This is a genomic window from Klebsiella sp. M5al (assembly GCF_002090195.1).
Taxonomy (GTDB): Bacteria; Pseudomonadota; Gammaproteobacteria; order Enterobacterales; family Enterobacteriaceae; genus Klebsiella; species Klebsiella grimontii.
The window spans coordinates 3,153,358-3,178,091 of record NZ_CP020657.1; the positions used below are offsets into that span (position 1 = coordinate 3,153,358).

The following is a 24,734-nucleotide window of genomic DNA, read 5'->3' on the forward strand; positions in this document are numbered from 1 at the left end:
AAGTCTTGTTAGACAATTTCGTTCTGCCGCTGGAAATAAACAATCATACGTTTGAACGTCTCCTCCGACAGTTCAGGAAAGCGCAAACCCAGTTGTGTAATACGCTTAGTCGTCTCTGGATTACCGTAGGCGTTATCGCCAGTATCCAACAAATTCTCTTTAAAGAGATGAATGACCGGTCCCAGCGCAACCTCGCGCCCCTGGGTGACACACAGCTCAAGTTGTTGCAACCACTCGCCGTCAGAAGTCGTTTCCAACGGATAGCCCAGAGAACGAATCGCCCGATACACCGGGTCAAATCGAGTGCTCTGCGGATGGAAAATATGGAAGTTTTCCTGTCGCGTAGCTTCTGAACGCGCTAATGCAACTATCGCTTCAGCGACAAAGTCGACAGGCAGCAGGTCCGTTGATAGTGAAGACGGATCGGGTGCCAATCCCATCTGGATAAAAGTTTTTATCTGTCGCCATAAAAAATCATCGCTCTGGCAGGCCCCACTTCTGCTGTCTCCGCCAATACGTCCTATGCGGAATACGTTAGCATCAAGTCCCTGTTCTCTGGCCTGTATAACATAGCGTTCAGCCACCCACTTACTTTGCGTGTAACCTATCGACAGTGCTTCCGGATGCCCCGGAACACAATGTTCCACGATAGGCGATTGCGGATAGCGTGGAGAAAAGACCGCGATAGTGGATAAATAGTGCAGCGTTTTTCGTCCGCCACAACCGCAGAAAGCTAAAATATTCAGCGTACCCTGCACATTTGACTGTTTTACCGAAGAATAAGAGAGCAAAAAATTAATCTGTGCGGCCGCATGGAATACCGTGTCTACTCGCTCTGCCAAACGGCTATACGCTTCAGAGCTTAACCCTAAATTGCGCTGACCAATATCGCCGAGGCAAACTTCAACCCGGGAAAAATCAATCTCATCGGCGATTCCGTAACGCATCGCATTTTCACGCAAACGAGCCAACGCGTGCTCATCTGTCCTGGCTCTTACCATACAGAGCACGGATTGGGTCCCGGCCAATAGCAATGAACGCAGCAGGTAGATGCCCAAAAATCCTGTCGCCCCGGTGAGCAGCGTCAGCCCAGGGGTTGAACGCACTCCCCCCTGCCAATGTATGCGTTCGTATCCGTCCTGAACAAAGGAACGATCAACGGCATCGACGGGCCCCTTTTCACTGGCAATATAGCCGTCGATGGACTCAGCCATAGCCGACAAGGTCGGATGATTAAATAACAAACGTAGAGGAATATCGCAATCGAACGCCTTACGCAGCAGAAAAACCAGCTGTGTGGCCAACAAAGAATGTCCACCAATGGCGAAAAAATCATCGTGCAGTGCGATATGACGACCCGGAAATAGCGTTTCCCATAGCGCCCTGACCTGCTCCTGCGTTTTGGTCAGAGACCGCTCCGGCATCTGCGTGGATGATTCAATAATAATATCCACCTTAAGCAATGCCTTACGATCGATTTTCCCGCTAGGCGTGGTCGGCAGCTTATCCACAAAGACCAACTCTGTGGGAACCATATACTCCGGCAGCACCAGGCGAAGGCCGCGTTTGATCTTATCCTTTTGATTGCCTTTATCATCCAATAAGCCAGCAATAAAGGCGATGAGCTGCTTGCTTCCTGAATTATCTGCCCTGCCAACTACCGCTGAAACCTGCACGCCCTCCAGGGCATTAATGGCCGCCTCGACTTCAGACGGTTCGATCCTAAAACCGCGTATTTTTAACTGATTGTCTAGCCTGCCAAGATAGCTGAACCGATCGTCATGCTCCAGCCTCACCAGATCACCGGTACGATACGCGTGGCAACTTTGTGCGGCAAAGCCCTCAGCAGAGATAAAACGTCGAGCGCTTTCTTCACTTTTATTGTGATAGCCGGGAGAGAGAAAATCGCTAACGATAAGCAGTTCACCGGCGACGCCGGCGGGAACCAGCTGCAGATGCGCATCCACCACCAGCAGAGTGAATCCGGGTAGAGGGTAACCAATGGACGCTGCATCTCCCCATTTATCGCTCTCCGGCGGCAGCACATATGCGGAACAGACGTGGCTTTCTGAGGGACCATAGAGATTAATCAGGCGAACGGGTTGCCTGAAAAAATGTTTAATATCCGCAGTGAGTACGAGCTGTTCCCCAGTGGAGTAGACCTCTTTTAAACTCGGGAATTGCCTGTTGGCCAATGCGCTCAAATGCGCGAACTGTTGCAAAGCAACATAGGGGAAATAGAGCCGATTAATTCCCTGCTCCTGGATAACCTCTTGCAGATGATCCAGGTCTCTCCGCTCTTCTTCACTGGCGATATATAAGCGCCCACCGCAGGCTAACGTGCCGAAGATCTCCTGAACCGATACATCAAAAGAAAGTGACATAAAATGCAAAGTACAATCTCCCTGACCGCACTCAGATACATCTTGTTGCCACTTAATCAGGTTATTGAGCGTTTTATTTAATAACCGTACTCCCTTGGGCTGCCCGGTTGAACCGGATGTATAAATGATATACAGCTCATCGTCGGGCATTCTTTTGATATAAGACCATTCCCCAGGGTACTCCGGGGGAATACCATCGATTAATAACAGAGGTACGGAGGCAGACACTGGAAATCTCGCTACCAGCGATCGCGTCGTGGCGATGCAATCCACCTTGGCGTCCTGTAACATGTAACCGATACGCTCTTGCGGGTATTGCGGATCGACCGGAATGTAGGCCGCGCCGGTTTTTAATACGCCAAACAGAGTGGCAATCGCCTCGGCATTCCTTTCCAGTAATAACGCAACACGTTTGCCAGGAGCGATATTAAACTGCTGCTGCAGGTAAGCGGCAATCTGCCCCGATCGTTCCGCTAACCAACCATACGATCGCGTGCCATTAGCGGTAATTAACGCAGTATCCGCAGAGTGGTTTACAGCATGCTGATTGAAAGCCGCCAGAGCGTCAAATCGCCAGGCCTCCGCGCACGGCTTAAGGCTAGATCGAACAACCAGTTCACGACTTAACGGTGCATCCAATAGCTTCAGGGATGACAGTAATACCTCGCCGTCCTCGCCCATCGCGCTCAATAAATGGCGAAAGATTTTCAACCAGTAGTCAATGGTCTGCGGATGATACAACGCCGTCTTATACTCCAGCGTCAGCTTCCACTGCGGTTGTGCTTCAAAGAACAGCGTCAGATCGTATTTTGCCATCTGGCTAAAATAGTCATCCAGCATGACTTTAAAAGGCAAGTCGTTGAAAATATCGCCCCGGGTATCGGGCATAACCAACAGCGTTCTGAATAGTGGACTGTCCTGCCCCGCGTTTTCACGCGACAGTGCGACAATTTCATTGAAAGGGAGCAGCTTATTGAAATGCGCGCCAATAAAAGATTGACGCACCTTTGCAGCCAGCGTCCTGACCGTGTCATCTTCATTGACCTGCACGCGAACCGGCAGAGTATTGATCATATATCCCGGCGTTTCGGCAAACTCGCTGCGATCCCGCAGAGTAAAAGGTACGCCAACGGTAATATCGTTCTGCCCACTCATGCGGCTGAGGAAAAATTGCCAGCACATCGACATATACATAAATGGAGTCATTGACAACGATCTCGCGTGCCGCTGCAGTGAGTCCGCTTCCTGTTCGTTCAGCGCCAGCATGGTATAGGCGGCTTTGGTATCTTCCCGAAGACGACGGGGAAAATCGACCGGGAGGTCCGACAGTGGCGGAGCCGGATGCAGTGCCTGCCGCCAGTAATCCCGCATATCTTCGCACTCCGCCGCCGCAAGGGATGCGGCCTGCCAACGAGTAAATTCCTGATAGCTTCCCGTGTCGTTAAACGCTGGCAGAGCGCGCTTCTCGTCAAGCTCACAATATATGCGCAGCAAATCATGCAAGACAATACGTACTGAGGGGGCATCAATAATGATGTGGTGGAAACAGCATGCTAACCAGGTTGTACCCGAGTCTGAACTGAGCATATTAATGATACTCAACGGACCCTCAGCTAATGATAAACGGCTAGCCGCCAGTTGTGCAGTCACCGATTCAGGGGTTTCCGTCTGCTCTGGTTGTCGATGGGAAAAAGAGAGATAGCCATCAGCGCCGATACGCTGTTGTAATTTACCGTCAAGATAAACAAAACGCGTTCTGAATATTTCATGGCGCAAGGTCAGCTCAGCCACAGCGCGCTGCATAATCTCAGCGTCCAGTGTCGCATTAACGGTCAGCAGCACCGGCACGTTATAGCATTGGGGCTGATCCAGCGTATTATCCAGCCACCACATTGCCTGCTGGCCGGGCGTCGCTGCCAGATACGTTACCGCACTTTCTCCACACGCCTTGTTCAAACAGCCCTTATTTGACTCGTCGCTATTAAATGATGGCATTTTATCCCCCTCTTAAAATTCCCTGTAAAACCCTTCCTGTTTGCCGGCTGTCCCAGCTCCAGGTATTAGAGCTGTTGCCGTTGCCGAATGGTCTGAGCCAGCGCGGCAATAGTTCCGGCAGTGAAAATGTCCGCCGGCGAGACAGCCAAATGAAATGTCTTGCTTACCATTGAAGCCAACTTTATGAAATGTAATGAGTTACCACCCTGGTCTAATAAATTATCTTGCGGGTTAATCGCCTCTGAATGAATAATCTCCTGCCAAATCGAGAGTAGCTGTTGCTCAACGTTGTCCATATTTACACCTGCTCCAGTAAAATATTTTTTAACCGTAAACGATCTTTTTTGCCGTTAGCGGTCATTGGCAGTACCGCCAGACGGCTAAATTTTTCAGGTATCATCCAGGCAGGAGCATGCATAGCGAGGTGATTCTTTAAATCCGCTACGGATAGCGCGTCATCCTGCGTGACATAACAAGCATGTAATCGTGGTTCATCCGGCGTCTCCTCTACCACAATCAGCACATCTTCCACAGCGTGATGTAAGCGCAACAGGTGCTCAATACCGGCGAGATTGACGCGGAAGCCACGAATTTTACAAATATGGTTGCCTCTTCCGACCAGGACGATATTGCTATCCTGGTCGCACGTTGCGCGATCGTCGGTACGATAAAAAAGCACGTCTGTGCCTTGATACGGTATGGAGATAAACCTTTCCGCCGTCAGTTGCGGATCGGAATACCCCAGAGCCACTCCAGCTCCTGCGATAAACAATTCCCCATATTCACCGCAGGCACAGGGTTGCAACCGTTCATTGAACACCACCATCTCAACCAAAGGGAGCGCAGTACCAACAGGCACAGGAGAATCACTGGATAATTGCCCCTCCGACTGAACATGATAGAGAGACGAGATCGCTGAATTTTCCGTGCATCCTAATCCATTAAATATTTTTGCTTTACCGGCCTGCGCCGCCACGCTAAATAGACGAGGGTTGACAAAATCGCCCGACACCACCACACAAGCAGGTATATGCAGCGTTTCGAGCGAAACCTCGACAAATAGCCGGAACAACCCGCCAGAGAGGAATAGCATCGTCACGTTATCCGATTCGATCTGCCGTACCAGGGCCATCAAATCCGGCAAGCCAGGCGGCGCAATCGTCAGACACGCGCCGGTCAATAAAGCCATCCAGATTTCATTCGCTGAGGCGGCGAAAGAAACATCTGCAATTTGCAAATAGCAGTCCCGCTCGCTATTCCCCAACGCGGGTACCGGCAAACTCAGTCTGGCAATCCCGCGATGAGCGATCAGCACGCTCTTCGGTTTTCCTGTTGATCCAGAGGTCATCAAGATGAGCGCCGGATCATCAGCGCTTAATACCGGATAATTCCCGCTTCTTTGTTGAGCGCAGTTTTGTATCAACGTCCTGCTCGACAACACCTGCCATGACCCGCCGGGCACGCTTGTTACATCATCGCTAATCAGGTATCTGGCTCCCGCCGCACTTAAAACCTCACCAATATAGCGCTCAGGACTATTCGAGTTCACGGGAACCATAACAGCGCCTATTTTCATGAGCGCCAGCATAAAAATATATAACTCCGGGCTACGTTCTATTTTTATTGCAACGATATCGCCTTTTATCAGGCAATTATTTTGCAATACTGCAGCCAGCGCTGAACATTGCTCAGCAAGTTCTCGATAGGTTATTTGTCTTTGATCGAAAATTAACGCAACCCTGTCCGGAAAACGTTGCGAAATCTCATCAAATATATCAGGAACAGCCTTTAGCTGATTGACATATGCTGAATGCGTCATCACTCTCTCCTGGAGAATTAGGAACGTTCACACGCATAAAATCTTCTCTTGAAGAAGAAATTAAAGATCTAAAGAAATGCCGCCAGCTTACCGTGAGACGCCTCAAAAAAAAGCGCAGCAGGGCAAGCAACATATAAGCAACACAAGCATAACCAAGCGTTGTTTTCAATAGTCTATCTTCGAACCTGACCCCCAGTCAATTTGATTTCCAAAAAAAAATCATATAGAAAAAATCCAAAAACAAACAAAAACAATAACCAATAAATTCAAATAATTAAAAAAACAACAATAAAAAATCAACTTTTTTGATTGACATAAGGAACTCATTGGCGTGCAATCTTTGTGCAAAACGTATCGTCTTTCATGTCCGGTAAACAGACAAGGAATAGTACTTTCTCATCGCTTTTTTGTTACAAAACAAATGGAAAACCTGTTGAATTTCGAGTGAGAGATTAGAAATGACATCATTTCCTGGCAATAAGTCCAACTGGCAACAGCCGTTCTGGAGCGATAAGGACATGCTTGCCCTGGTCATAAGTGAATTAGACACTCTTCCAGAGTTATTAAGTTTTGAAGAAATAAGCGAATTCAATAAAGCATTAGCCGCCGTTTATGCAGGGAAGGCAATGATATTTCAGGCTGGCGACTGCGCTGAAAGAATTTGCGAATCTGACGCGTTACATGTACGGAAAAAATTGACCTTCCTGGAGCAAATGTCCCGCGAACTCTCAACCCTGATGGGGCTGCCGATATTGACGGTCGGTAGAATTGCCGGTCAATATGCTAAACCACGCTCACAACACAACGAAGTCGATGGCGACAGGGTACTTCCCGTGTGGCGCGGTGATTCCGTCAACAGGCCCGAAGCGACTCCAGAAGCCAGGCGTAACGATCCGCAACGGATGCTGCTGAGCTACCATGCTGCAGCGGAAACGCTGGCCGAAATTAAACGTTACGAACGGGAATATCCTCGCGATGTTCATCCCATCTGGACCAGCCATGAAGCGCTGTTGCTGGACTATGAAACCACTCAAATCCGCACTAATCCCCATGGAGAATCCTATTTAGCCAGCACTCATTGGCCCTGGATCGGCATTCGTACTCTTGCGCCTGACAGCCCACATATCGCCATGCTGGCGAATATCGCCAACCCTGTTGCCTGCAAGATTGACGCCACCGTAACGCCGTCGTTCATCGCGACACTTTGCCGACAACTCAATCCTCAGCGTATTCCTGGACGTCTGACTTTTATTTCGCGTTTTGGCCGTTCACATATTCATCGGTTGGGCGCGTTGATTCAGGCCGCACAGGCAACCGAAACGCCGGTGTTATGGATGTGCGATCCAATGCATGGGAATACCGGGAAAACGCAGGCGGGCAATAAACGCCGCGAGCTTAGCGACATGATGGCTGAAATCTCCGGTTTCCTGAGGCAGGTGAAATCACATAACGCCTGCGCCGCTGGACTCCATCTGGAAGCGACGCCGAACCCGGTCATCGAATGCTTCTGTGAAAATAATCACCCTGAAGAACATGAACTTAAGCAAATTCTCTGCGACCCGCGCCTGAACGTCGCGCAAACGCAGATGTTATTAACTCACTGGAAAGAGAGACAAAATGACCTTTGATAAAGACTACATTGCCGTTATTACCGGCGCCTGCGGTGGCATTGGCGAATCCGTTGCCCACGCGCTTGCGAAAGAAGGGGTTTCACTAGCGCTTCTTGATAATAACGCCTCTCAGCTGGCAACCCTTGTAGCCACACTACAAAATAACCATCCGCAGCCCATTGCAGGCTTTAATGTGGACGTTGCCGACGACCGCAGCGTAGCAGAAGCCTTTACCGCAATCGGTCGCCAACTGGGTCCGGTGGGTTATCTGGTCAACGGCGCCGGCGTACTGTGCCACGCCAGCGTGGCCGAAACACAGCCGCAAGATTGGACGAAAACATTTGCCGTCAACGCGACTGGCGTATTTAACACCAGCCGCCATGCAGCCAATCTGATGATGGCTCAGCGTAAAGGCAGCATCGTAACTATCGCCTCAAACGCAGCGCGCGTGCCGCGGGCGACGATGGCCGCCTACTGCGCCTCAAAAGCCGCTGCCCAGGCATTTACCTATGCTCTGGGGCTGGAGGTCGCTCCGTACGGGATCCGTTGTAATGTTGTCGCTCCCGGCTCAACCGATACGCCGATGCTGCGCGGCATGTGGCATAGCGAAAGTGACAGGCAAAACACGCTTAACGGTAATCCACAACAATTTCGCATCGGTATCCCACTCAACAAAGTCGCCACGGCGGAAGAAATTGCTGCCGCGGTCTGCTTTTACCTGTGCGAAGAATCAGGGCAAACCACGCTTTCAACGTTATTGGTCGACGGTGGCGCCGCACTCGGCAGCTGCTAAGCGTACAAGGAGAATAACATGGAAAAGATACAGCCCTATCCGTTGCCGACAGAACGTCAATTACCCAAATCAATGGCAGACTGGCGACCCAACAGTTCAAGAGCGGCGTTACTCATACATGATATGCAGCGTTATTTTCTCGATTTTTACACTGCTGACGCCCCGCCGATAGCGCAGGTTATCGACAACATTTACCGCTTGCTTAGCGTCGCCCGACGTCTGCATGTACCCGTATTTTATACTGCCCAACCCGGCGACATGACGCCACAACAGCGCGGCTTACTGCACAGTCTATGGGGTTCAGGCATGAACGGCAGCCAGGAACATAAACAGATTGTTCCGCCGTTGACGCCTCTGGAAAATGAGTGGGTATTAACGAAGTGGCGATACAGCGCCTTCTTTAACTCCCCCCTTCTGAGTACGTTGCACGAACTCAAATGCGATCAGCTGATCGTCTGCGGCGTTTACGCCCATATCGGTTGTTTATGCACAGCGCAAGAGGCCTATTCCAATGATATCGAGACATTTTTTATTGCCGATGCGCTAGCCGATTTCTCTGAAGAAAAGCATCGTCTGGCGCTTGAGATAGCTGCGGAAACCAGCTCAGTCGTGCTGTCAACCCGACAAGCTATCGACGCTTTGGAACATTAAAGATCCTCACGGCACTCCAGGAGATGATGATGTTATCTAAAGGCACAGCAAAGCCCGACGAGCTTTCGGCTCATCTGGCCAATCTTGATAGCCCCTTTGCCTGTATTTACCGCCCCCAATGCGAACCTATCAAGGCAGTATTATTTCTTGAAGGGGATATTGAGCTAAACCAATCCCTTTCAGAATTAGCGCTGGATCCTCCCCTGGACGGGAAGGGAAAAAACTCATTTAACAAATTGATTTTATTGCCATTTAATCAGCTAAAAGAAAAAGGTTATGCCTGCATTGACGATGGTGAACAGACGATCGTCATGCACATTGAGCGGCAAGATTATTACCCTATAGATTCGTTTATCGCAGCCATTAATGACTATGATATCAAGCCGCGAAACCTGCACTTCGATCTTGATGACCAAACGTATGGCGACATTGTTGATACCGTCATTGATCAGGAAATCAGCTCCGGAGAAGGGAGCAACTTTGTGATTTCACGCAGCCTGGAAGGCGATATAACCGACTTCAGCATCCGCCACGCGTTGACGCTGTACAAACGGTTACTGCAATCTGAATGCGGGTCTTACTGGACATGGATGATCTTCACCGGCAGCCGCTATTTCATAGGTAGTTCGCCTGAACAGCATATCCAGGTTGATGAGCAGAACGTGGCGATGAATCCTATCAGCGGCACGTTAAAATACCCCGACTCCGGGAATATGGCGCACGTGCTGGATGATTTTCTGCAGGATAAAAAAGAGCGCGACGAACTATTTATGGTGGTGGATGAAGAACTCAAAATGATGAGTAGCATCTGTCAGCATGATATTCAGGTAACCGGGCCGAAGCTCAAAGCTATGTCGCACATCGCGCATACCGAATATTTTATCCATGGCAGCTCAGATCGCAGTCTGAAAGAGATCATCAGGCAATCGCTCTTTGCGCCAACAGTGACCGGCAGCCCAATAGAAAGCGCCTGTAAAGTTATCGCCCGGCGAGAACGCCGCGGACGCGGCTATTACAGCGGCATCGTTGCTATAACGGGTGCGCAAGAAGGTAAACGTTATCTGGACTCGGCCATAATGATCCGCACGGCCGATATTACCGCTCAGGGACATTTTCGGCTTACGGCGGGTTCAACCATCGTCAGAAGTTCGATCGCGCAAAATGAAGCCGGTGAGACACGCGCCAAATTGCAAGGGCTAATGCATTCGTTCTTCTCTGACACAAGCGCCGGGACGCCAAACCGAACAGGATTGTCTGCAGAACTTCGCCATCGGGCTGACCAGATACTCGCAAAACGGAATGCATGCGCCTCCGCCTTTTGGCTGGATAACTCGCAATTGGGCCCGTGCGCTTTACTCTCTCGTCATACCATCATACTGATCGACATGGAGGACAACTTCACCGCCATGATTGCCTATCAGTTACGCAGCGCAGGTTGCGCCGTTACCCTCATTCCCTGGTATGACTGCCTGAGCAAGCTAACGCAGCTCACCGATCGCGACATCGTATTCATTGGGCCCGGGCCTGGCGATCCAACCAATATACAACTCGAAAAAATACGCGTGGGCCGAAAAATTATTGCGCAACGGCTGCGGGAGCAGCGTCCGCTAATCGGGACTTGTCTGGGACATCAGTTAATTTGCGCCGAATTAGGCATTCCGATCGAGCGGCTGATCAATAACCGTCAGGGTAGCCAACATCAGATATCCATTCAGGGAAAATCTCATACCGTTGGCTTCTATAACAGTTTCTCCGCGCTACATCAGCGGCCATGTTGGTACAGCCCGGAGCATGACAAAACAGTCCAGCTGGAGCGACTCCCTTCCGGTGAAATTGTTGCATTATCGTCAGGTAACGTTGCCTCCATACAATTTCATAACGAGTCATTCCTGACGCAAGACGCATTTTCTATTTATCAATGGCTGATACAGAACGCCTTAACAACAACGGTAACTCTTAGTCAACAAGATGCCGTTTAAAAGGAAGCGTTGAAAACCGATATTCGGAGAGAGCTGACATGGGAAATAAATCAGTATCGTTACCTACCGGTAATGACTTTTTGGCGGGTCTGAATGATGGACGAGAAATATGGGCTTATGGTGAAAAGGTCGACAATGTTATTACACATCCAGCGTTTCGCAATTCAGCACTGTCGATAGCTAAATTATACGACGCGCTCCATGACGAAAAGTATCAGGCTATTTTAACCACGCCGTGTGATACCGGTAGCGGTGGTGTCACCCATCCGTTCTTCCGCGTTCCGCATTCTGTTGACGACCTGATACGCGATCGCGACGCAATCGCCCAGTGGGCAAGGCTTAGCTACGGCTGGTTGGGAAGAAGCCCTGATTTTAAAGCGTCGTTTCTTACGACTCTCGGCGCCAATCCCGAGGCCTACGGCGAATATGCGGATAACGCCAGACACTGGTACAAACGCTCGCAAGAGGAGCTACTTTACTGGAATCATGCCATCATTAACCCGCCTATTGACCGCAATCTCCCGCCCGACCAGATTGAAGATATCTGCATTCATGTCGAAAAAGAGTGTGATGATGGCGTGATTGTTAGCGGTGCCAAGGTGGTTGCTACCGGCTCTGCCTTGACGCATTACAATTTCATCGCGCATTACGGTTTACCTGTCAAAAAAAGAGAATTTGCCCTGGTATGCACATTACCCATGAATGCCCCAGGGCTGAAGCTGGTTTGCCGCCCCTCTTACTCCTTAGCCGCCGAAAAGATCGGCAGTCCTTTTGACTATCCACTCTCCTCACGCTACGACGAGAATGACATGATCTTCATTCTGGATAAGGTGAAGATTCCCTGGGAAAACATTTTTATTTATGGCGATACCGCTAAAGCGGCCACGTTTTTACCCAGTTCAGGCTTCCTGCACCGCTCTACGTTCCACGGTGTGACGCGTCTGGCGGTAAAAATCGATTTTATCTGTGGTTTATTCATTAAAGGCGTGGAGGCCACCGGCGTAGCCGATTTCCGCGGTATACAGACCCGCGTTGGGGAAATGCTGGCCTGGCGCAACCTCTTCTGGGCCATAAGCGATGCAATGGCTAAATCGCCGAATCCCTGGCACAACGGCGCCCTCCTGCCTAATCTGGATTATGGTTTAGCCTACCGTTGGTTTATGAGTCTCGGCTATCCACGGATCAGAGAAATTATTGAGCAAGATCTTGGCAGCGCGCTTATTTATATCAATTCGCATGCCAAAGATTTTGCCGCGCCGGAACTGGAGCCTTATCTGAAAAAATATATGCGCGGTTCCAACGGTATGGATGCCGTGGAACGGGTCAAGCTCATGAAGCTAATTTGGGACTCGGTAGGAACAGAATTCGCCAGCAGACACGAACTCTATGAACGAAATTATACCGGCAGTCATGAAAATGTTCGTATCGAACTGTTGCTCGCCGCACAGATGTCGGGGCAGGTACAAGAATATAAAGGTTTTGCCGAACAATGTATGATGGATTATGACCTGGATGGCTGGCTGGATCGCGATTACCACTGGCCTGTAGACTAATAAGATTATCGGGACAATACATCCGTATAATAATGGGTATGCATCACATTATTGCCAGTCTCTTCTGGCTGTCCCGACCACCCTTTCTCACTCCACCAGGCAATGTTTGCGCAACCACTCCGCGGTTAAAGAATGGCGACAGGCCAGCATCGATTCAGGTGTACCGCTAAACAGTAATTTTCCCCCTTCTTGCCCGGCATAGGGTCCAATATCAATAATCCAGTCAGCCTGAGCGATCAACTCCATATTATGTTCAATAATAATGACGGTGTTTCCGCGATCTACCAGTCGGTTAAAGAGTTTCAGCAGCGAGGCAACATCACTGGGATGAAGTCCGGTGGTTGGCTCATCGAAAATATACATGTCACTATCATGATTTAATTGTGAGGCTAACTTCAGCCGCTGGCATTCACCGCCTGAAAGATGATTTAACGATTCCCCCAAGCGCAAATATCCCAACCCGACTTCGACCAGACTACGAAAAATTGGCCTGAGCTGTGGCTCATTCAGGAAAAAATCGCCAGCATCGTTAATCGACAGGGATAATACCTCCGCAATATTTTTCCCCTGATAACGATATTTTAGCGCCTGTGGGCTATAGCGCTGCCCCTGGCAGGCCTCACAGGGCAACGTAACCGTATCCATAAATGCCAGATCGGTTTGTATTACTCCTAGCCCATGACATTCCGGACAGGCGCCTTTGGCATTGGCGCTGAACCACGACGCTGACACATGGTTTTTTTCGGCAAACAGTAAACGGATCGTATCAAATGCACCGCACCAGGAAGCAATATGCGATCGAATCGAAGTATGTATCGGTTTTTGATCGATAACGATCGCGTCCGGACATTGTGGCGCCAGGGCTCCCATGACGAATGAACTTTTGCCCGACCCAGCGACCCCCGTCACAGCGACCATAACGCTCAAAGGCACGTCTACCGATAAGTTATGTAGATTATGCAATGTGGCGTTTCTTACCGAAATATAACCTTTGGCACATCTCGGTCTGTTATTTATCTCTGCCCGTGAAGAGAAATATCTTCCCGTCAAGGTTTGGGACTGCTTAAGTGCCGACAGGTCGCCCTCAAAGACAATATTCCCGCCTTGCTTACCCGCTCCCGGCCCTAAATCAATAACATGCTCGGCTATCGCTATCATGTCGGGATCGTGCTCCACCATCAGAATGGTATTGCCTTTGTCACGTAGTTTGCCAATTAAAACATTCAGTTTCACAATATCTGCTGGATGAAGCCCGGTACTGGGTTCATCAATGATATAAACGATCCCGGTCAGACTACTTCCCAGATGCCGGACCATTTTTAATCGCTGGGATTCACCGCCCGATAAGCTAGGAGTCGTCCGGTTCAAATCCAGATATCCCAAGCCTACTGCACACATTGCATCTAACCTTTCCAGCAATGCTTCGAGCAGCGGCCTGACTTCAGGATAATCGAGCTTTTCTACAAACAGCTTTAACTCTGTGACAGGCAGCGTTGCGCATTCGCCAATATTTTTCCCTCTAATTCTGCAGGAAAGTATTTTCTCGTTGAGCCTCATGCCCTGACAAGAAGGGCAAACCTGCAAACTAACGACTCGCTGAAATTCCTCAGTTTTAGTATCTTTAGTTTCTTGTTTCAAATAACTTCGCGTAAAGCGTGTAATGACGCCTTCAAACTTTGCACTCTTAGGCCAACCGGCTAACGGCGCTTCAGGAGTGAGATTATCTGCATAAAGTAATAACTCTCGTTCCTCTTTTGAATAATCCGCGATTTTTTTATCAGCATCAAAAAGCCCTGAATAAACATAACGTTTCCAGCGCCATGAACCCGGTGCAAAAGAAGGATAACGAATAGCACCTGCATTTAATGACAGATTTGAATCAATCAGTTGGTCGATATCAATGGTACTGGCAATCCCCAACCCGTCGCATGTCGCACACATCCCCGCAGGATGATTGAATGAAAAAACATTCGAATAACCTACGAAAGGTTCGCCGACACGAGAAAAGAGTAGCCGTAGCAGGGTATAAATATCTGATGCGGTGCCCACCGTTGAACGTGCGTTGCCACCAATACGTTTTTGGTCAATAATAATGGCCACCGACAGGTTTTCAATGTCATCAACTTCAGGATTACCATAATGCGGTAAACGGTGTCGAATAAAAGGAGGAAACGTGTCATTTAGCTGACGCTGAGATTCTGCCGCGATAGTTCCGAATACCAAAGAACTTTTTCCCGACCCGGAAACCCCGGTGAAAACTGTTATTTTATTTTTAGGCACCTCTAAATCAATATCCTGCAGATTATTTTGTCTTGCGCCAATAATTTTTATAGCGTCATGTGTATTCATCACACTATCCTTTTTTACCTGTCAATAATAATGCCATGATGGCTATTAAACAGCATCCCGCTATAATCAGCGACATCGGCAGTAATGACAACGGGTCGCCAAATCCAAGCAGTAATGGGGTTATCGCAGCGATACCAAACTGAAAAACACCTAAAATAGCAGAACCCGTTCCTTTTAAATGTGAAGATGCCGCCATGGCCATACTCGCGGCATTACCAAATGTCAAAGCCATAGTAAACATCATTATTAACAGTAGTACCGCCGCAATCTCAAACTGGAAATGAGAAATATAATTAACAATGCAAAGTAATATAGATATCACCAGCGTGCTTATTACCCCCACTATTATGAGGTTATCTTCGCCAAATTTCGTAACATAGCGAGCGCTGACAATACTACCAAACATCATCACTGCGGCGTTGATAGAGAATATTACAGCGAATTCCCCTGAGGATAAATCAAACGCCGATTGATAGATAAACGGCGATGCTGATATATAAGCAAATAGCGCCCCGAACTGGATTGCAAAAATTAAAGTATAACCAATATATTTCTTATGACTAAGCAGCTCGATAAACTGACTGATAAACTCGTTGAGGTTGAAAGGTAATCGCTGATGGCGGGGTAAGGTTTCGCTAATAAAATGACTGCTGAGCAAGGTGGAGACTAATGATATTGCAGCCATAAAAACAAAAACCACCGGCCAGATAAACCATGCAGCCACGCCGCCAAGTAATGGTGCAATAACAGGGGCAATCCCCTGTATCGCTAACACCAGATTAAAATATCGAGCGGCTTTAGTCCCCGGGCACAGATCGGAAATAATTGCCCGGGAAAGAACGATACCAGCCGCGCCTCCCAATCCCTGAAAGAATCGCGTAACAATAAGCAGCTGAATGTTCGTAGATATAGCGCCAGCTAATGAAGCGATGGTTAATAGAGTCATCCCGCCTAGCAATAATTTACGTCTGCCGTAATGATCGGACAATGGGCCAATGAACAACTGCCCAATTCCTAAACCCACCATAAAAGCGGTGATACTAAGCTGAACTTTGTCAGGCGTCGTATGCAAATCACTGGCGATAGCTGGAAATAAGGGCAAGTACATATCAGTGGATAATGCAGCAACGGCGCTAAGCAAACCCAGAACAATAACGACTTTACGGGAAAGCAAACCTCTACTTTCATCTCTGTACATCGTACTGGCTGTCGGTGCTGGAACTTCTTTTGGTCGCATGATGAGCATAATCCCTTTACCTTCTGTGGTCTGTAATAACTATACCACCAGCCAAAGTAATTGCAAAAACGAAATCAATTAAAATAACAACAATATAATAAATCAATAAAAATCAATAGCATACAAAATATTGAATAAAATTTTATTGTGTTTTAATTTCTTTAAGGGCATTACAAAACTGATTACTCACTTCCATGGATATCCTAAATAAAGTTGTAATATCAATAATCTATGCCAGAAAACCCAATACTCGCCATACCAGGCGTCGCATGTTGCGCGTGTTGCTTTATGCCCATAAGGTTTGGGCTGCACTGTTGCCAGAACATGCAACTTGAAGCGTATTGAGTCTATGCCCGGGTACTAGAAAAAGGCGCTTTTAAAGGGGTGCAGCATTATGTTAATGTTTGACAAAAATGTTTCCCAGGGATATTCATCCGCTCTTTCAAAACGGGGGATGTTATACAAGAAGCATTAATAATGTGTCTGTAAGCTTGAGTTTGATATTGCAGAATATAATGATGCTTTGTTTTCAACATTTACCATCGAATTTCCTGAATCACTCTCCTCAACTATCCTAAAACAACGAGTCGGATATCTTGCCGGAATAATTTCGACACAAATCTAACTCGTTAAAGAAGGTATTTATAAAAAAGACGCACTTTGTAGCGACCTAAGTCCTAAACCACAAGACGGACGTCAGGATGGCGCGGGCTTGCCGCTTCGTGAAAAATATCCCCCAGCCAGCCGGGAATTTCCGCCTCCGTAAGATCGTCCGGGATGATAACCCCGGCCAGCGGCGAAAATTTCCCCTCGTTAAGATCGACGCGGAAAAGCTGCCAGCGTTCGCCCTGACGCTGGACGCCAATATGACGCCCGAATACGTTATAAATCAGCATCCTGTCACCCTATGTGACGCGGGAGCTTGGGCAGCCAATGCATTCCATTCCGCTTTGGTTATTTCCCACAGTTCGGCTTCCAGCAGACCGCAGATGAACTGCTTTTTCTCAACACGAATCAGCCGCATACCGCTACGGTGCGAAATCTTTTTCGACCCGCTATTGCCGCAGGCTTTCGGCGCGCGCAGCACCTCCCGGTTAAGCGTGTTAAACCAAAAATCGGTCACCCGGTGGCAGGCTTCGGTCATCAATCCCTGGCGGTGCCAGCGCGGATCCAGCCAAAACCCGCGGTTGTTATCCACTTCATCAGAGAGCGTAATCAGGCCAATTACCCTCTCCGGCGCCGTTTTAAGGCGAATGGTCCAAAACCAGGCGGTGCCGTTAGCTGCGGCAGGTAAAGCCACATTATTGACATAGCGCGACGCGCCATCCTCCGGGAACGGCCATGGAAAACCGGCGGCAAGATAACGCACGATTTCCCACTGTGGAAAGAGAACCTGAATTTGCGGCGCATCGTCTGCGGTTAAGGGGATCAGCAGGAGTCTTTCAGTCATCAATTCCGCCGCCATCATGCTTTGCCCTCGCGCAGCCACGGCGTCACGGTGATCCCCGCCAGCAGCCCTTCCGGGCTAAGCAGACGCGTGACGGTTTGCCCCCACGGCTCAATGCGGTTGTCCACCAGCAGCCGATAGCCTCTGGCCTTCAGCGCGTCGGTTGCCGAATCGATATCGCGTACTTCAAACTCGATCCACGCCTGAGGCACTGGCAGATAGTCTGGCCAGCTATCGGCGTCAAAACAGGAGCGCGCCGCCTGCGCCAGCGGCCAGAGGGCAAAATGTTTTACCCCGCCGAGGGCATCATGTTCGGTCAGCAGATAGGCTTCGTTACCGGGCATCGGTTTGAGCGGTAGCCCCAGCGCGGCGACATAGAAGTCACGGCTGGCTGCGGCCGACTGCGTTATCGGCCCAAAGCCGGCGACAAAAAGTACATCCATTCCGTCTAAATCGTATTCCATACCCTCTCCCGTCGTTGTCCGTGATGCGTTAACAAATTTTATACTCTGCCGCGCGCGACTTGCCCAGCCTTCTGTGTTCACTACGGCTGCACATCGGGGCATAAATCTGACCGTCAGGCGGCGATCGACGCAAATAAATTTTGCTATAAAACTAATCAATATTTGACTGTAATTCGGCTTCCGTGCCACCATCGCCTCGGCGCCCGGCAAGCGGCGCGTAGGTGGTACGGGTGAATATCAGAGACCGCATGCTTAAGGTCCATGCCCGTCCGCAACCTGATTCTGGCGGGAAATAAAGACATGCACCAAAGTTTTAATCAGCGCGTTCATTTCTATTACTGCATTCTGGTGGCGCTGAAAATGCACGCAAAATCAAAGAAATCGGGCGGAGTTCGCGGGAAAAATAATTTCCTGCTCAAATGGCTGCGCAAAGCGCAGGACAACAATATATTCCACCCGGATATCACCAGCGAGATCGAATGGCTGCGCGGTAAAATCATTCAGGCCGGCTACGATACCGACCTTGAGCCGATGCTGGACTTTGTTTACGCAACCGCCAAACGCGCGGAAGATCTTAAGAACGCCGACTGATTCACGCCCGAGCCGCCTGGCCCGGGCGTTGTACTTTAGCGTTTGTTACGGTGCGTCAGGTGATAGACTGCCGGGATCACCAGCATCGACAGCAGCGGCGCGGTGATCATCCCGCCGATCATCGGCGCGGCGATACGCTGCATCACCTCCGATCCGGTGCCGCCTCCCCACATAATCGGCAGCAGCCCGGCCATAATCGTCGCCACGGTCATCACTTTCGGGCGCACGCGCAGCACCGCCCCTTCATGAATCGCCTCGTTGAGCGTCTGGTCATCAAGCCGTCCGCGGCGTTTGGCGATCGCCTGGTTTAAATAGAGCACCATAATCACCCCGAACTCCGCCGCCACGCCGGCCAGCGCGATAAAGCCCACGGCGGCCGCCACCGACAGATTATAGCCCAGCAGCCAAAGCAGCCAGACGCCGCCTACCAGCGAAAACGGTAAGGTACCCATAATCAGCAGCGCGTCTTTGACCTGACCGAAGGTGACGTAAAGCAGAATAAAGATAATCATCAGGGTAAACGGCAGCACGATTTTTAGCTTTGCCGTCGCGCGCTCCAGATACTCATACTGCCCGGACCAGGTCAGCGAGATGCCTTCCGGCAGCTTGACCTGTTCGCTGACCTCACGCTGCATCTGGTCCACGGCGGATTTCAGGTCACGCCCGCGAATATCGACGTAGATCCAGTCCGACAGGCGGGCGTTTTCGCTTTTCAGCATCGGCGGGCCGTCGGTGATGGCGATATCCGCCAGTTCGGAAAGCGCCACCTGCGCCCCGCCGCTGGTCACCACCGGCAGATCGCGCAGCTTTTGCAGCGAGTCGCGCACGTCGCGCGGATAGCGGACGCTGATCGGGTAACGTTCTCGCCCCTCGATGGTTTCACCGATGTTATCGCCGCCGACCACGCTGGCGACGATCGACTGCAGCTCCTTCACCGACACGCCGTAGCGGGCGGCTTTCACCCGGTCGATAGTGATATCGATATAGCGACCGCCGTCGAGACGCTCCGCCAGCGCCGAGGTCACCCCCGGTACGTTACGTACGATACGCTCAATCTCCTCGGCGGTTTTTTCGATCTCCGCCAGATTGTTGCCGTTCACTTTGATGCCGACCGGGCTTTTAATACCGGTCGCCAGCATATCCAGGCGGTTACGAATCGGCGGCACCCAGACGTTGGCGATGCCCGGCACCTTCACCGTATTGTCCAGCTCGCTAATGAGCTTATCCATGGTCATGCCGGGCCGCCATTCGCTTTTCGGCTTGAACTGAATGGTGGTTTCCAGCATGGTCAGCGGCGCCGGGTCGGTGGCGCTATCCGCCCGTCCGGCCTTACCGAATACGCTTTGCACTTCAGGGATGGTCTTGATCAGGCGGTCGGTTTGCTGCAGCAGACGTCCGGCTTCGCGGCTGGAGATCCCCGGCAGCGTGGAGGGCATGTACAGCAGGTCGCCCTCGTCAATCTGCGGCAGGAATTCGCTGCCGAGCTGCGCCAGCGGCCACAGCGTGGCGACCAGCAGCAGCCCCGCCGCCGCCAGCGTCGCCTTCGGCCACTGCAGAACTTTATCCAGCAGCGGTTCATAGGCGCGGATCAGCCAGCGGTTGAGCGGATTGGCGGTTTCATCAGGGATTTTGCCGCGAATAAAGTAGCCCATCAGCACCGGCACCAGAGTTATCCCCAACCCGGCGGCCACCGCCATCGACCAGGTTTTGGTGAAGGCCAGCGGCGAGAACATCTTGCCCTCCTGCGCCTCGAGGGTGAACACCGGAATAAACGACAGGGTGATAATCAGCAGGCTGCAAAACAGCGCAGGCCCCACTTCCGACGCCGCGTGCTGGGCAATCTGCCAGTAGTCGGCGGAAGACGGCTGGCGTTCGGGATGCTCGTGCCGCCACTGCTCCAGCACCTTATGCATATTTTCAATCATCACGATTGCCGCATCGACCATGGCCCCGATAGCGATCGCAATCCCCCCGAGCGACATCATATTGGCGCTGACGCCCTGATAGTGCATCACGATAAACGCGCCGAGGATCCCCAGCGGCAGCGTGATCATCGCCACCAGCGCGCTGCGGAAGTGGAACAGAAACAGCGAGCAGACCACCGCCACGACGATAAACTCTTCGATAAGCTTATGGGTCAGGGTTTCGACCGAGTTTTTAATCAGCTGCGAGCGGTCGTACACCGGGACAATCTCTACCCCTGCGGGCAGGCTTTTTTGCACTTCCGCCAGTTTGGCCTTCACCGCGTCAATGGTGGTCAGCGCGTTTTTGCCCGAACGCATGATGATAATGCCGCCCGCCACCTCGCCTTCGCCGTTGAGCTCGGCGACGCCGCGCCGAATCGCCGGACCCCGGCGCACGCTGGCGACGTCGGAGAGCAGCACCGGCACGCCGCCGCGCGCGGCGATAACGACCTGGTTAAAATCGTCGATGGATTTCAGGTAGCCGGTGGTGCGTACCATATATTCCGCTTCACCCAGTTCCAGTACCGAGCCGCCGCCTTCCTGGTTGGCGCTCTGGATCGCGCTAATCACCTGCTGGTGAGTGACGTTCAGCGCCCGCAGCCGGTCTGGGTTAAGAACCACCTGATACTCTTTCACCATCCCGCCGACGCTGGCCACCTCCGAAACATCCGGTACGGTTTTCAGTTCATATTTAAGGATCCAGTCCTGAATCGCCCGCAGGTCGCCGAGGCTATGCTGGCCGCTTTTGTCGGTGAGCACATATTCAAATACCCAGCCGACGCCGGTGGCATCCGGCCCCAGCGACGCTTTGGTTTCCGGCGGCAGGCTGCTCTGGATTTGGCTCAGGTACTCCAGCACGCGGGAGCGCGCCCAGTACGGGTCGGTACCGTCCTCAAACAGTACGTAAACGTAAGCATCGCCGAACATGGAAAAACCGCGCACGGTTTTCGCCCCCGGCACCGACAGCATGGTAGTGGTCAGCGGATAGGTCACCTGATCTTCGACAATTTGCGGCGCTTTGCCCGGATAGCTGACGCGAATGATCACCTGGGTATCGGAAAGATCCGGCAGCGCGTCCAGCGGCGCCTGCTGTATCGACCAGACGCCCCAGGCGGCCATAATCAGCGTCGCCAGCAGTACCAGCAGGCGGTTGCGCAACGACCAGCGGATAACGGCGGCAATCATGGCTGCTCCTTAGCGCCGCTCATCGGCATCACTGAGGTCACCCGCGCCCCTTCATCGGTCAGCACGAAATGAAACATCACCGACTCGCCGGGACGCACCTGCTCCCGCAGCGGCGGCGTAATGGCAAAGTCCATGATCATCGCCGGCCACTTCAGCGCCGGGACCGGCTGGTGCGCGATCGTTACCGCCTCATCGCTCACCGCCTTGATGACGCCCTGCGCCGAGTAGCTTTGTATCTCTTCATTCTGCCCGGCCATTTGCGGCAGCGCGCTGCGCAGGCTGGCTTCGGAGTCAATCAGGAACTGTCCAGAGGTGACCACCTTTTGCCCCTCTTCAAGGCCGGAAGTTACCTCAACCAGACCATCCTGCGTTCGTCCCGCGGTCACCTCGACCGGACGGAAATACCCCTCGCCGTCGGCGATCAGCACCCGGTTGCTGGTGCCTGTTGCAATTAATGCCTCTTCCGGGATCGTCAGCACCTCGCGCCCCTGCTGCGCCTCAGCCAGCTCAACGTTCAAATACATGCCCGGTTTGAGCTGATGCTGCGGATTATTGAGCACTACGCGGGCTTTCAGAGTACGGGTGGTCGCTTCGAGGTCGGGAAGCAGCTCGCTGACGGTTCCCTGAAACGTTGTGCCGGGCCAGCTGCTGGTGGCGGCCGTTACCTGACTACCTACGCGCAGCAGGCTGGCCTGGCTTTGCGGATAATCAATCACGATCCAGACCGGGTCGAGGCTGGCCAGCTCGAACAGCGGCTGGGTTGCCGTGACCTGCGCGCCGGTGCGCACGTCAAGCTTGCTGACGTAGCCATCGTGCGGCGCGCGTACCGTTATGCGGGTTTGCGGTTTACCGCTGCGCTCAACGCTGCGGATAATCGCTTCCGGCATAAACTGCAGCTGCAAACGGCCGCGCGCGGCGACGGTTAAACCGCTATCGCCCAGCAGCCTCACCGCCAGATACTCCTGCTGCGCCGCCGCCCACTGCGGGATCCACAGCTCGGCCAGCGCCTCGTTCTTTTTCACAAACTGCTGGGAGGCGTTGACGTAAAGTTTCTCGATCAGGCCGCTGGCCAGCGCCGGAACCGTTTCAACGCTGCGCTCGTCAATCGCGACGGTACCGAAAGCGCTGAGCTTCTGCGCCAGCGTCCGCCGGGCAACATCAGCCGTGCGTACGCCGAGGTTTTGCTGCTGGCGGGCGCTAATCTGCACGCTCCCGGCCTCCTCTCCCGCCCCTTCGTCGGCGTAGCGCGGCACCAGATCCATATCCATAAACGGTGACTTTCCCGGTTTATCGAAGCGGGTGCCGGGGGTCATCGGATCGTACCAGTACAACACTTTGCGGCCCGTTTCGGTCTGAGCCCCGTCCGCGGAAAGCGTCGGCGCGTTTCGCGAACCGAGCCAGTATCCGCCCGCGGCGGCCAGGGCGATGGCCAGCGCCACAAGGGTAATAACAGATTTTGGCTTCATTATTTAACATCCTGAGGAATAAGGTAACGAATGGCGGCCCACGCATCAGCGAGCGCTTTCTCCGCGTCGTTGCTGGCAATTTCTCCGCTCAGCAGATCGCGACGGGCGGCGAGCAGTTCCGCCAGCGCCGAGCTGCCGCCCCGATACTGGGCATTGACGAGGCTCACCTTCTTGCGCAGCAGCGGCAGCACCTCGCTTTGCTGACGATCGTAAATGGCTTTCGCGGCGTTATATTGCGAGATCAGCTGATACTGCTGGGCCTGATGCTCGCGCATCAATAACGTCAGCCGATCGTTGGCTTCATAGGTACGGGAGACGTCGGCGGCGTGCTCTTTGTCCTGGCGTTTGCCCTGAAAAATAGGCATATCGACGGTAAACATGACGCCCACCATATCGTCGTAATCGTCCCCGCGCCGGGCGTAATAGACCTCGACGCCAACGTCAGGGATCGCCGCGACTTCCGACTGACCTGATTTCGCTTTCGCCAAATCGGCCTCGCGCGCGGCCTGAATCACCTCAGGATGTAGCTTAATCCCCGCCATTAACGCGGCTTCATCGGCCGGTAGGCGTTCAATGCGCGGCAGCGGGCCGGAGATATCGCGGACCTCTTTGCCGGTAAGCTGCAACAGGCGCGCCCGGGCAATCTGCACATCGCGGCGGGCGTTATCTTGCTCATTTTTCATGGCATTCAGCGCCAGCTGAACGTCGAGCACGCTGCCGGGACTGGCGCTGGCGCTGCTTACGCCGGCCTTTTGTACGTTGATTTGCCGGGAGGTTTCGCTGATCAACGCCTGTACTGAACGCAGTGATTTCTGCGCCACCGCCAGCGCCAGCCACGCCTGCGCGGTTTCCCGCTGCAGCCGGGCGCGGATCACATCGGCATTGGCGGCGGCCTGGCGCGCTTCGGCGGTTATCGAGTCGGCCTTTCGTTCGCGCTTGGTGCTGCTGACGTAGTCCTGCATCACGCCGACCCTTTGCATGGTCATCCCCTCGCGGGTCAGTCGGCTGGCGTTGTTGCCGCCCAGCGGAACGTTTTCAATGCCGAACTTCAGCTTCGGATCGGGAAGCTGCATGGCGGAATCCGCCCTGTTTTTTAACGCATTCACCTGATGATCGTTGGCGGAGAGCTCGGCGGAGTAGCTTTCCGCCGCCGACAGGGCCTCAGCCAGCGTCGTCGCCCAGCCGTTGGCGGAAATCAGCGACAGTAAAAGCGGCAGCCCGCGGGCCGCCTTATTTAAGATGGACAT

The 24,734-nt window shown here is 52.1% G+C and carries 17 protein-coding genes; 6 read left to right on the top strand and 11 right to left on the bottom strand.

What is annotated here, in order from left to right:
- Positions 1-8: 8 nt before the first annotated feature.
- From BWI76_RS15070 to BWI76_RS15080, 3 genes are all read right to left on the bottom strand, one after another.
- Entirely contained in the window at positions 9-4,379 is a 4,371-nt protein-coding gene (locus BWI76_RS15070) for a non-ribosomal peptide synthetase (RefSeq protein WP_084402793.1), read from the bottom strand.
- Positions 4,380-4,444: 65 nt separating this feature from the next.
- Complete coding sequence (locus BWI76_RS15075) at positions 4,445-4,675, bottom strand: acyl carrier protein (RefSeq protein WP_004135554.1); 231 nt, start codon at positions 4,673-4,675, stop codon at positions 4,445-4,447.
- A gap of 2 nt (positions 4,676-4,677) precedes the next feature.
- Positions 4,678-6,198: an amino acid adenylation domain-containing protein gene (locus BWI76_RS15080; protein WP_004135553.1), complete on the bottom strand. Its 1,521-nt coding sequence runs from the start codon at positions 6,196-6,198 to the stop codon at positions 4,678-4,680.
- Positions 6,199-6,656: 458 nt separating this feature from the next.
- On the opposite strand from BWI76_RS15080, the gene BWI76_RS15085 reads away from it, so the two are divergent.
- From BWI76_RS15085 to BWI76_RS15105, 5 genes are read left to right on the top strand one after another with little or no spacing between them, the layout of a single operon-like run.
- Positions 6,657-7,826: a 3-deoxy-7-phosphoheptulonate synthase gene (locus BWI76_RS15085; RefSeq protein ID WP_071830660.1), complete on the top strand. Its 1,170-nt coding sequence runs from the start codon at positions 6,657-6,659 to the stop codon at positions 7,824-7,826.
- A complete protein-coding gene (locus tag BWI76_RS15090; protein WP_004135551.1) occupies positions 7,816-8,601 on the top strand; it encodes a 2,3-dihydro-2,3-dihydroxybenzoate dehydrogenase in 786 nt (261 codons plus the stop codon). The genes BWI76_RS15085 and BWI76_RS15090 overlap by 11 nt, the downstream gene beginning before the upstream one ends.
- An 18-nt stretch (positions 8,602-8,619) precedes the next feature.
- Positions 8,620-9,252: an isochorismatase family protein gene (locus BWI76_RS15095; protein WP_004135549.1), complete on the top strand. Its 633-nt coding sequence runs from the start codon at positions 8,620-8,622 to the stop codon at positions 9,250-9,252.
- A gap of 23 nt (positions 9,253-9,275) precedes the next feature.
- Positions 9,276-11,231: an anthranilate synthase family protein gene (locus BWI76_RS15100; protein ID WP_227493321.1), complete on the top strand. Its 1,956-nt coding sequence runs from the start codon at positions 9,276-9,278 to the stop codon at positions 11,229-11,231.
- Between the two features lie 38 nt (positions 11,232-11,269).
- Positions 11,270-12,784 (top strand): 4-hydroxyphenylacetate 3-hydroxylase family protein, encoded by a 1,515-nt coding sequence (locus tag BWI76_RS15105; protein WP_004135545.1) that lies wholly within the window; start codon positions 11,270-11,272, stop codon positions 12,782-12,784.
- An 87-nt stretch (positions 12,785-12,871) separates the two neighbouring features.
- On the opposite strand, the gene BWI76_RS15110 is transcribed toward BWI76_RS15105, so the two are convergent.
- The 5 genes from BWI76_RS15110 to BWI76_RS15130 form a co-directional block, all read right to left on the bottom strand.
- The gene (locus BWI76_RS15110; RefSeq protein ID WP_004135542.1) at positions 12,872-15,133 is read right to left on the bottom strand and encodes an ATP-binding cassette domain-containing protein; all 2,262 of its coding nucleotides are present in this window, start codon (positions 15,131-15,133) and stop codon (positions 12,872-12,874) included.
- A 4-nt stretch (positions 15,134-15,137) separates the two neighbouring features.
- Positions 15,138-16,379: a multidrug effflux MFS transporter gene (locus tag BWI76_RS15115; protein WP_004135540.1), complete on the bottom strand. Its 1,242-nt coding sequence runs from the start codon at positions 16,377-16,379 to the stop codon at positions 15,138-15,140.
- A gap of 668 nt (positions 16,380-17,047) precedes the next feature.
- Positions 17,048-17,266 carry a hypothetical protein gene (locus tag BWI76_RS15120; RefSeq protein ID WP_004135538.1) on the bottom strand — a complete coding sequence of 73 codons (219 nt, stop codon included), beginning with the start codon at positions 17,264-17,266 and terminating at the stop codon, positions 17,048-17,050.
- Positions 17,260-17,838, bottom strand: a complete 579-nt coding sequence (locus BWI76_RS15125; protein WP_064371778.1) for a GNAT family N-acetyltransferase — start codon at positions 17,836-17,838, stop codon at positions 17,260-17,262. The genes BWI76_RS15120 and BWI76_RS15125 overlap by 7 nt, the downstream gene beginning before the upstream one ends.
- Positions 17,835-18,281: a VOC family protein gene (locus BWI76_RS15130; protein ID WP_004135534.1), complete on the bottom strand. Its 447-nt coding sequence runs from the start codon at positions 18,279-18,281 to the stop codon at positions 17,835-17,837. The genes BWI76_RS15125 and BWI76_RS15130 overlap by 4 nt, the downstream gene beginning before the upstream one ends.
- A gap of 300 nt (positions 18,282-18,581) precedes the next feature.
- Between BWI76_RS15130 and BWI76_RS15135 the strand changes: the two genes are divergently transcribed.
- Positions 18,582-18,872 (top strand): hypothetical protein, encoded by a 291-nt coding sequence (locus BWI76_RS15135; RefSeq protein WP_004119983.1) that lies wholly within the window; start codon positions 18,582-18,584, stop codon positions 18,870-18,872.
- A gap of 35 nt (positions 18,873-18,907) precedes the next feature.
- On the opposite strand, the gene BWI76_RS15140 is transcribed toward BWI76_RS15135, so the two are convergent.
- Genes BWI76_RS15140 through BWI76_RS15150 form a run of 3 tightly spaced genes read right to left on the bottom strand, consistent with a single transcriptional unit; the run spans position 18,908 to position 24,734 of the window.
- Entirely contained in the window at positions 18,908-22,021 is a 3,114-nt protein-coding gene (locus BWI76_RS15140; protein WP_064342736.1) for an efflux RND transporter permease subunit, read from the bottom strand.
- Positions 22,018-23,487 carry an efflux RND transporter periplasmic adaptor subunit gene (locus BWI76_RS15145; protein WP_064371779.1) on the bottom strand — a complete coding sequence of 490 codons (1,470 nt, stop codon included), beginning with the start codon at positions 23,485-23,487 and terminating at the stop codon, positions 22,018-22,020. The genes BWI76_RS15140 and BWI76_RS15145 overlap by 4 nt, the downstream gene beginning before the upstream one ends.
- Positions 23,487-24,734, bottom strand: a complete 1,248-nt coding sequence (locus tag BWI76_RS15150; protein ID WP_004135531.1) for a TolC family protein — start codon at positions 24,732-24,734, stop codon at positions 23,487-23,489. Before BWI76_RS15150 ends, BWI76_RS15145 begins: the two co-directional genes overlap by 1 nt.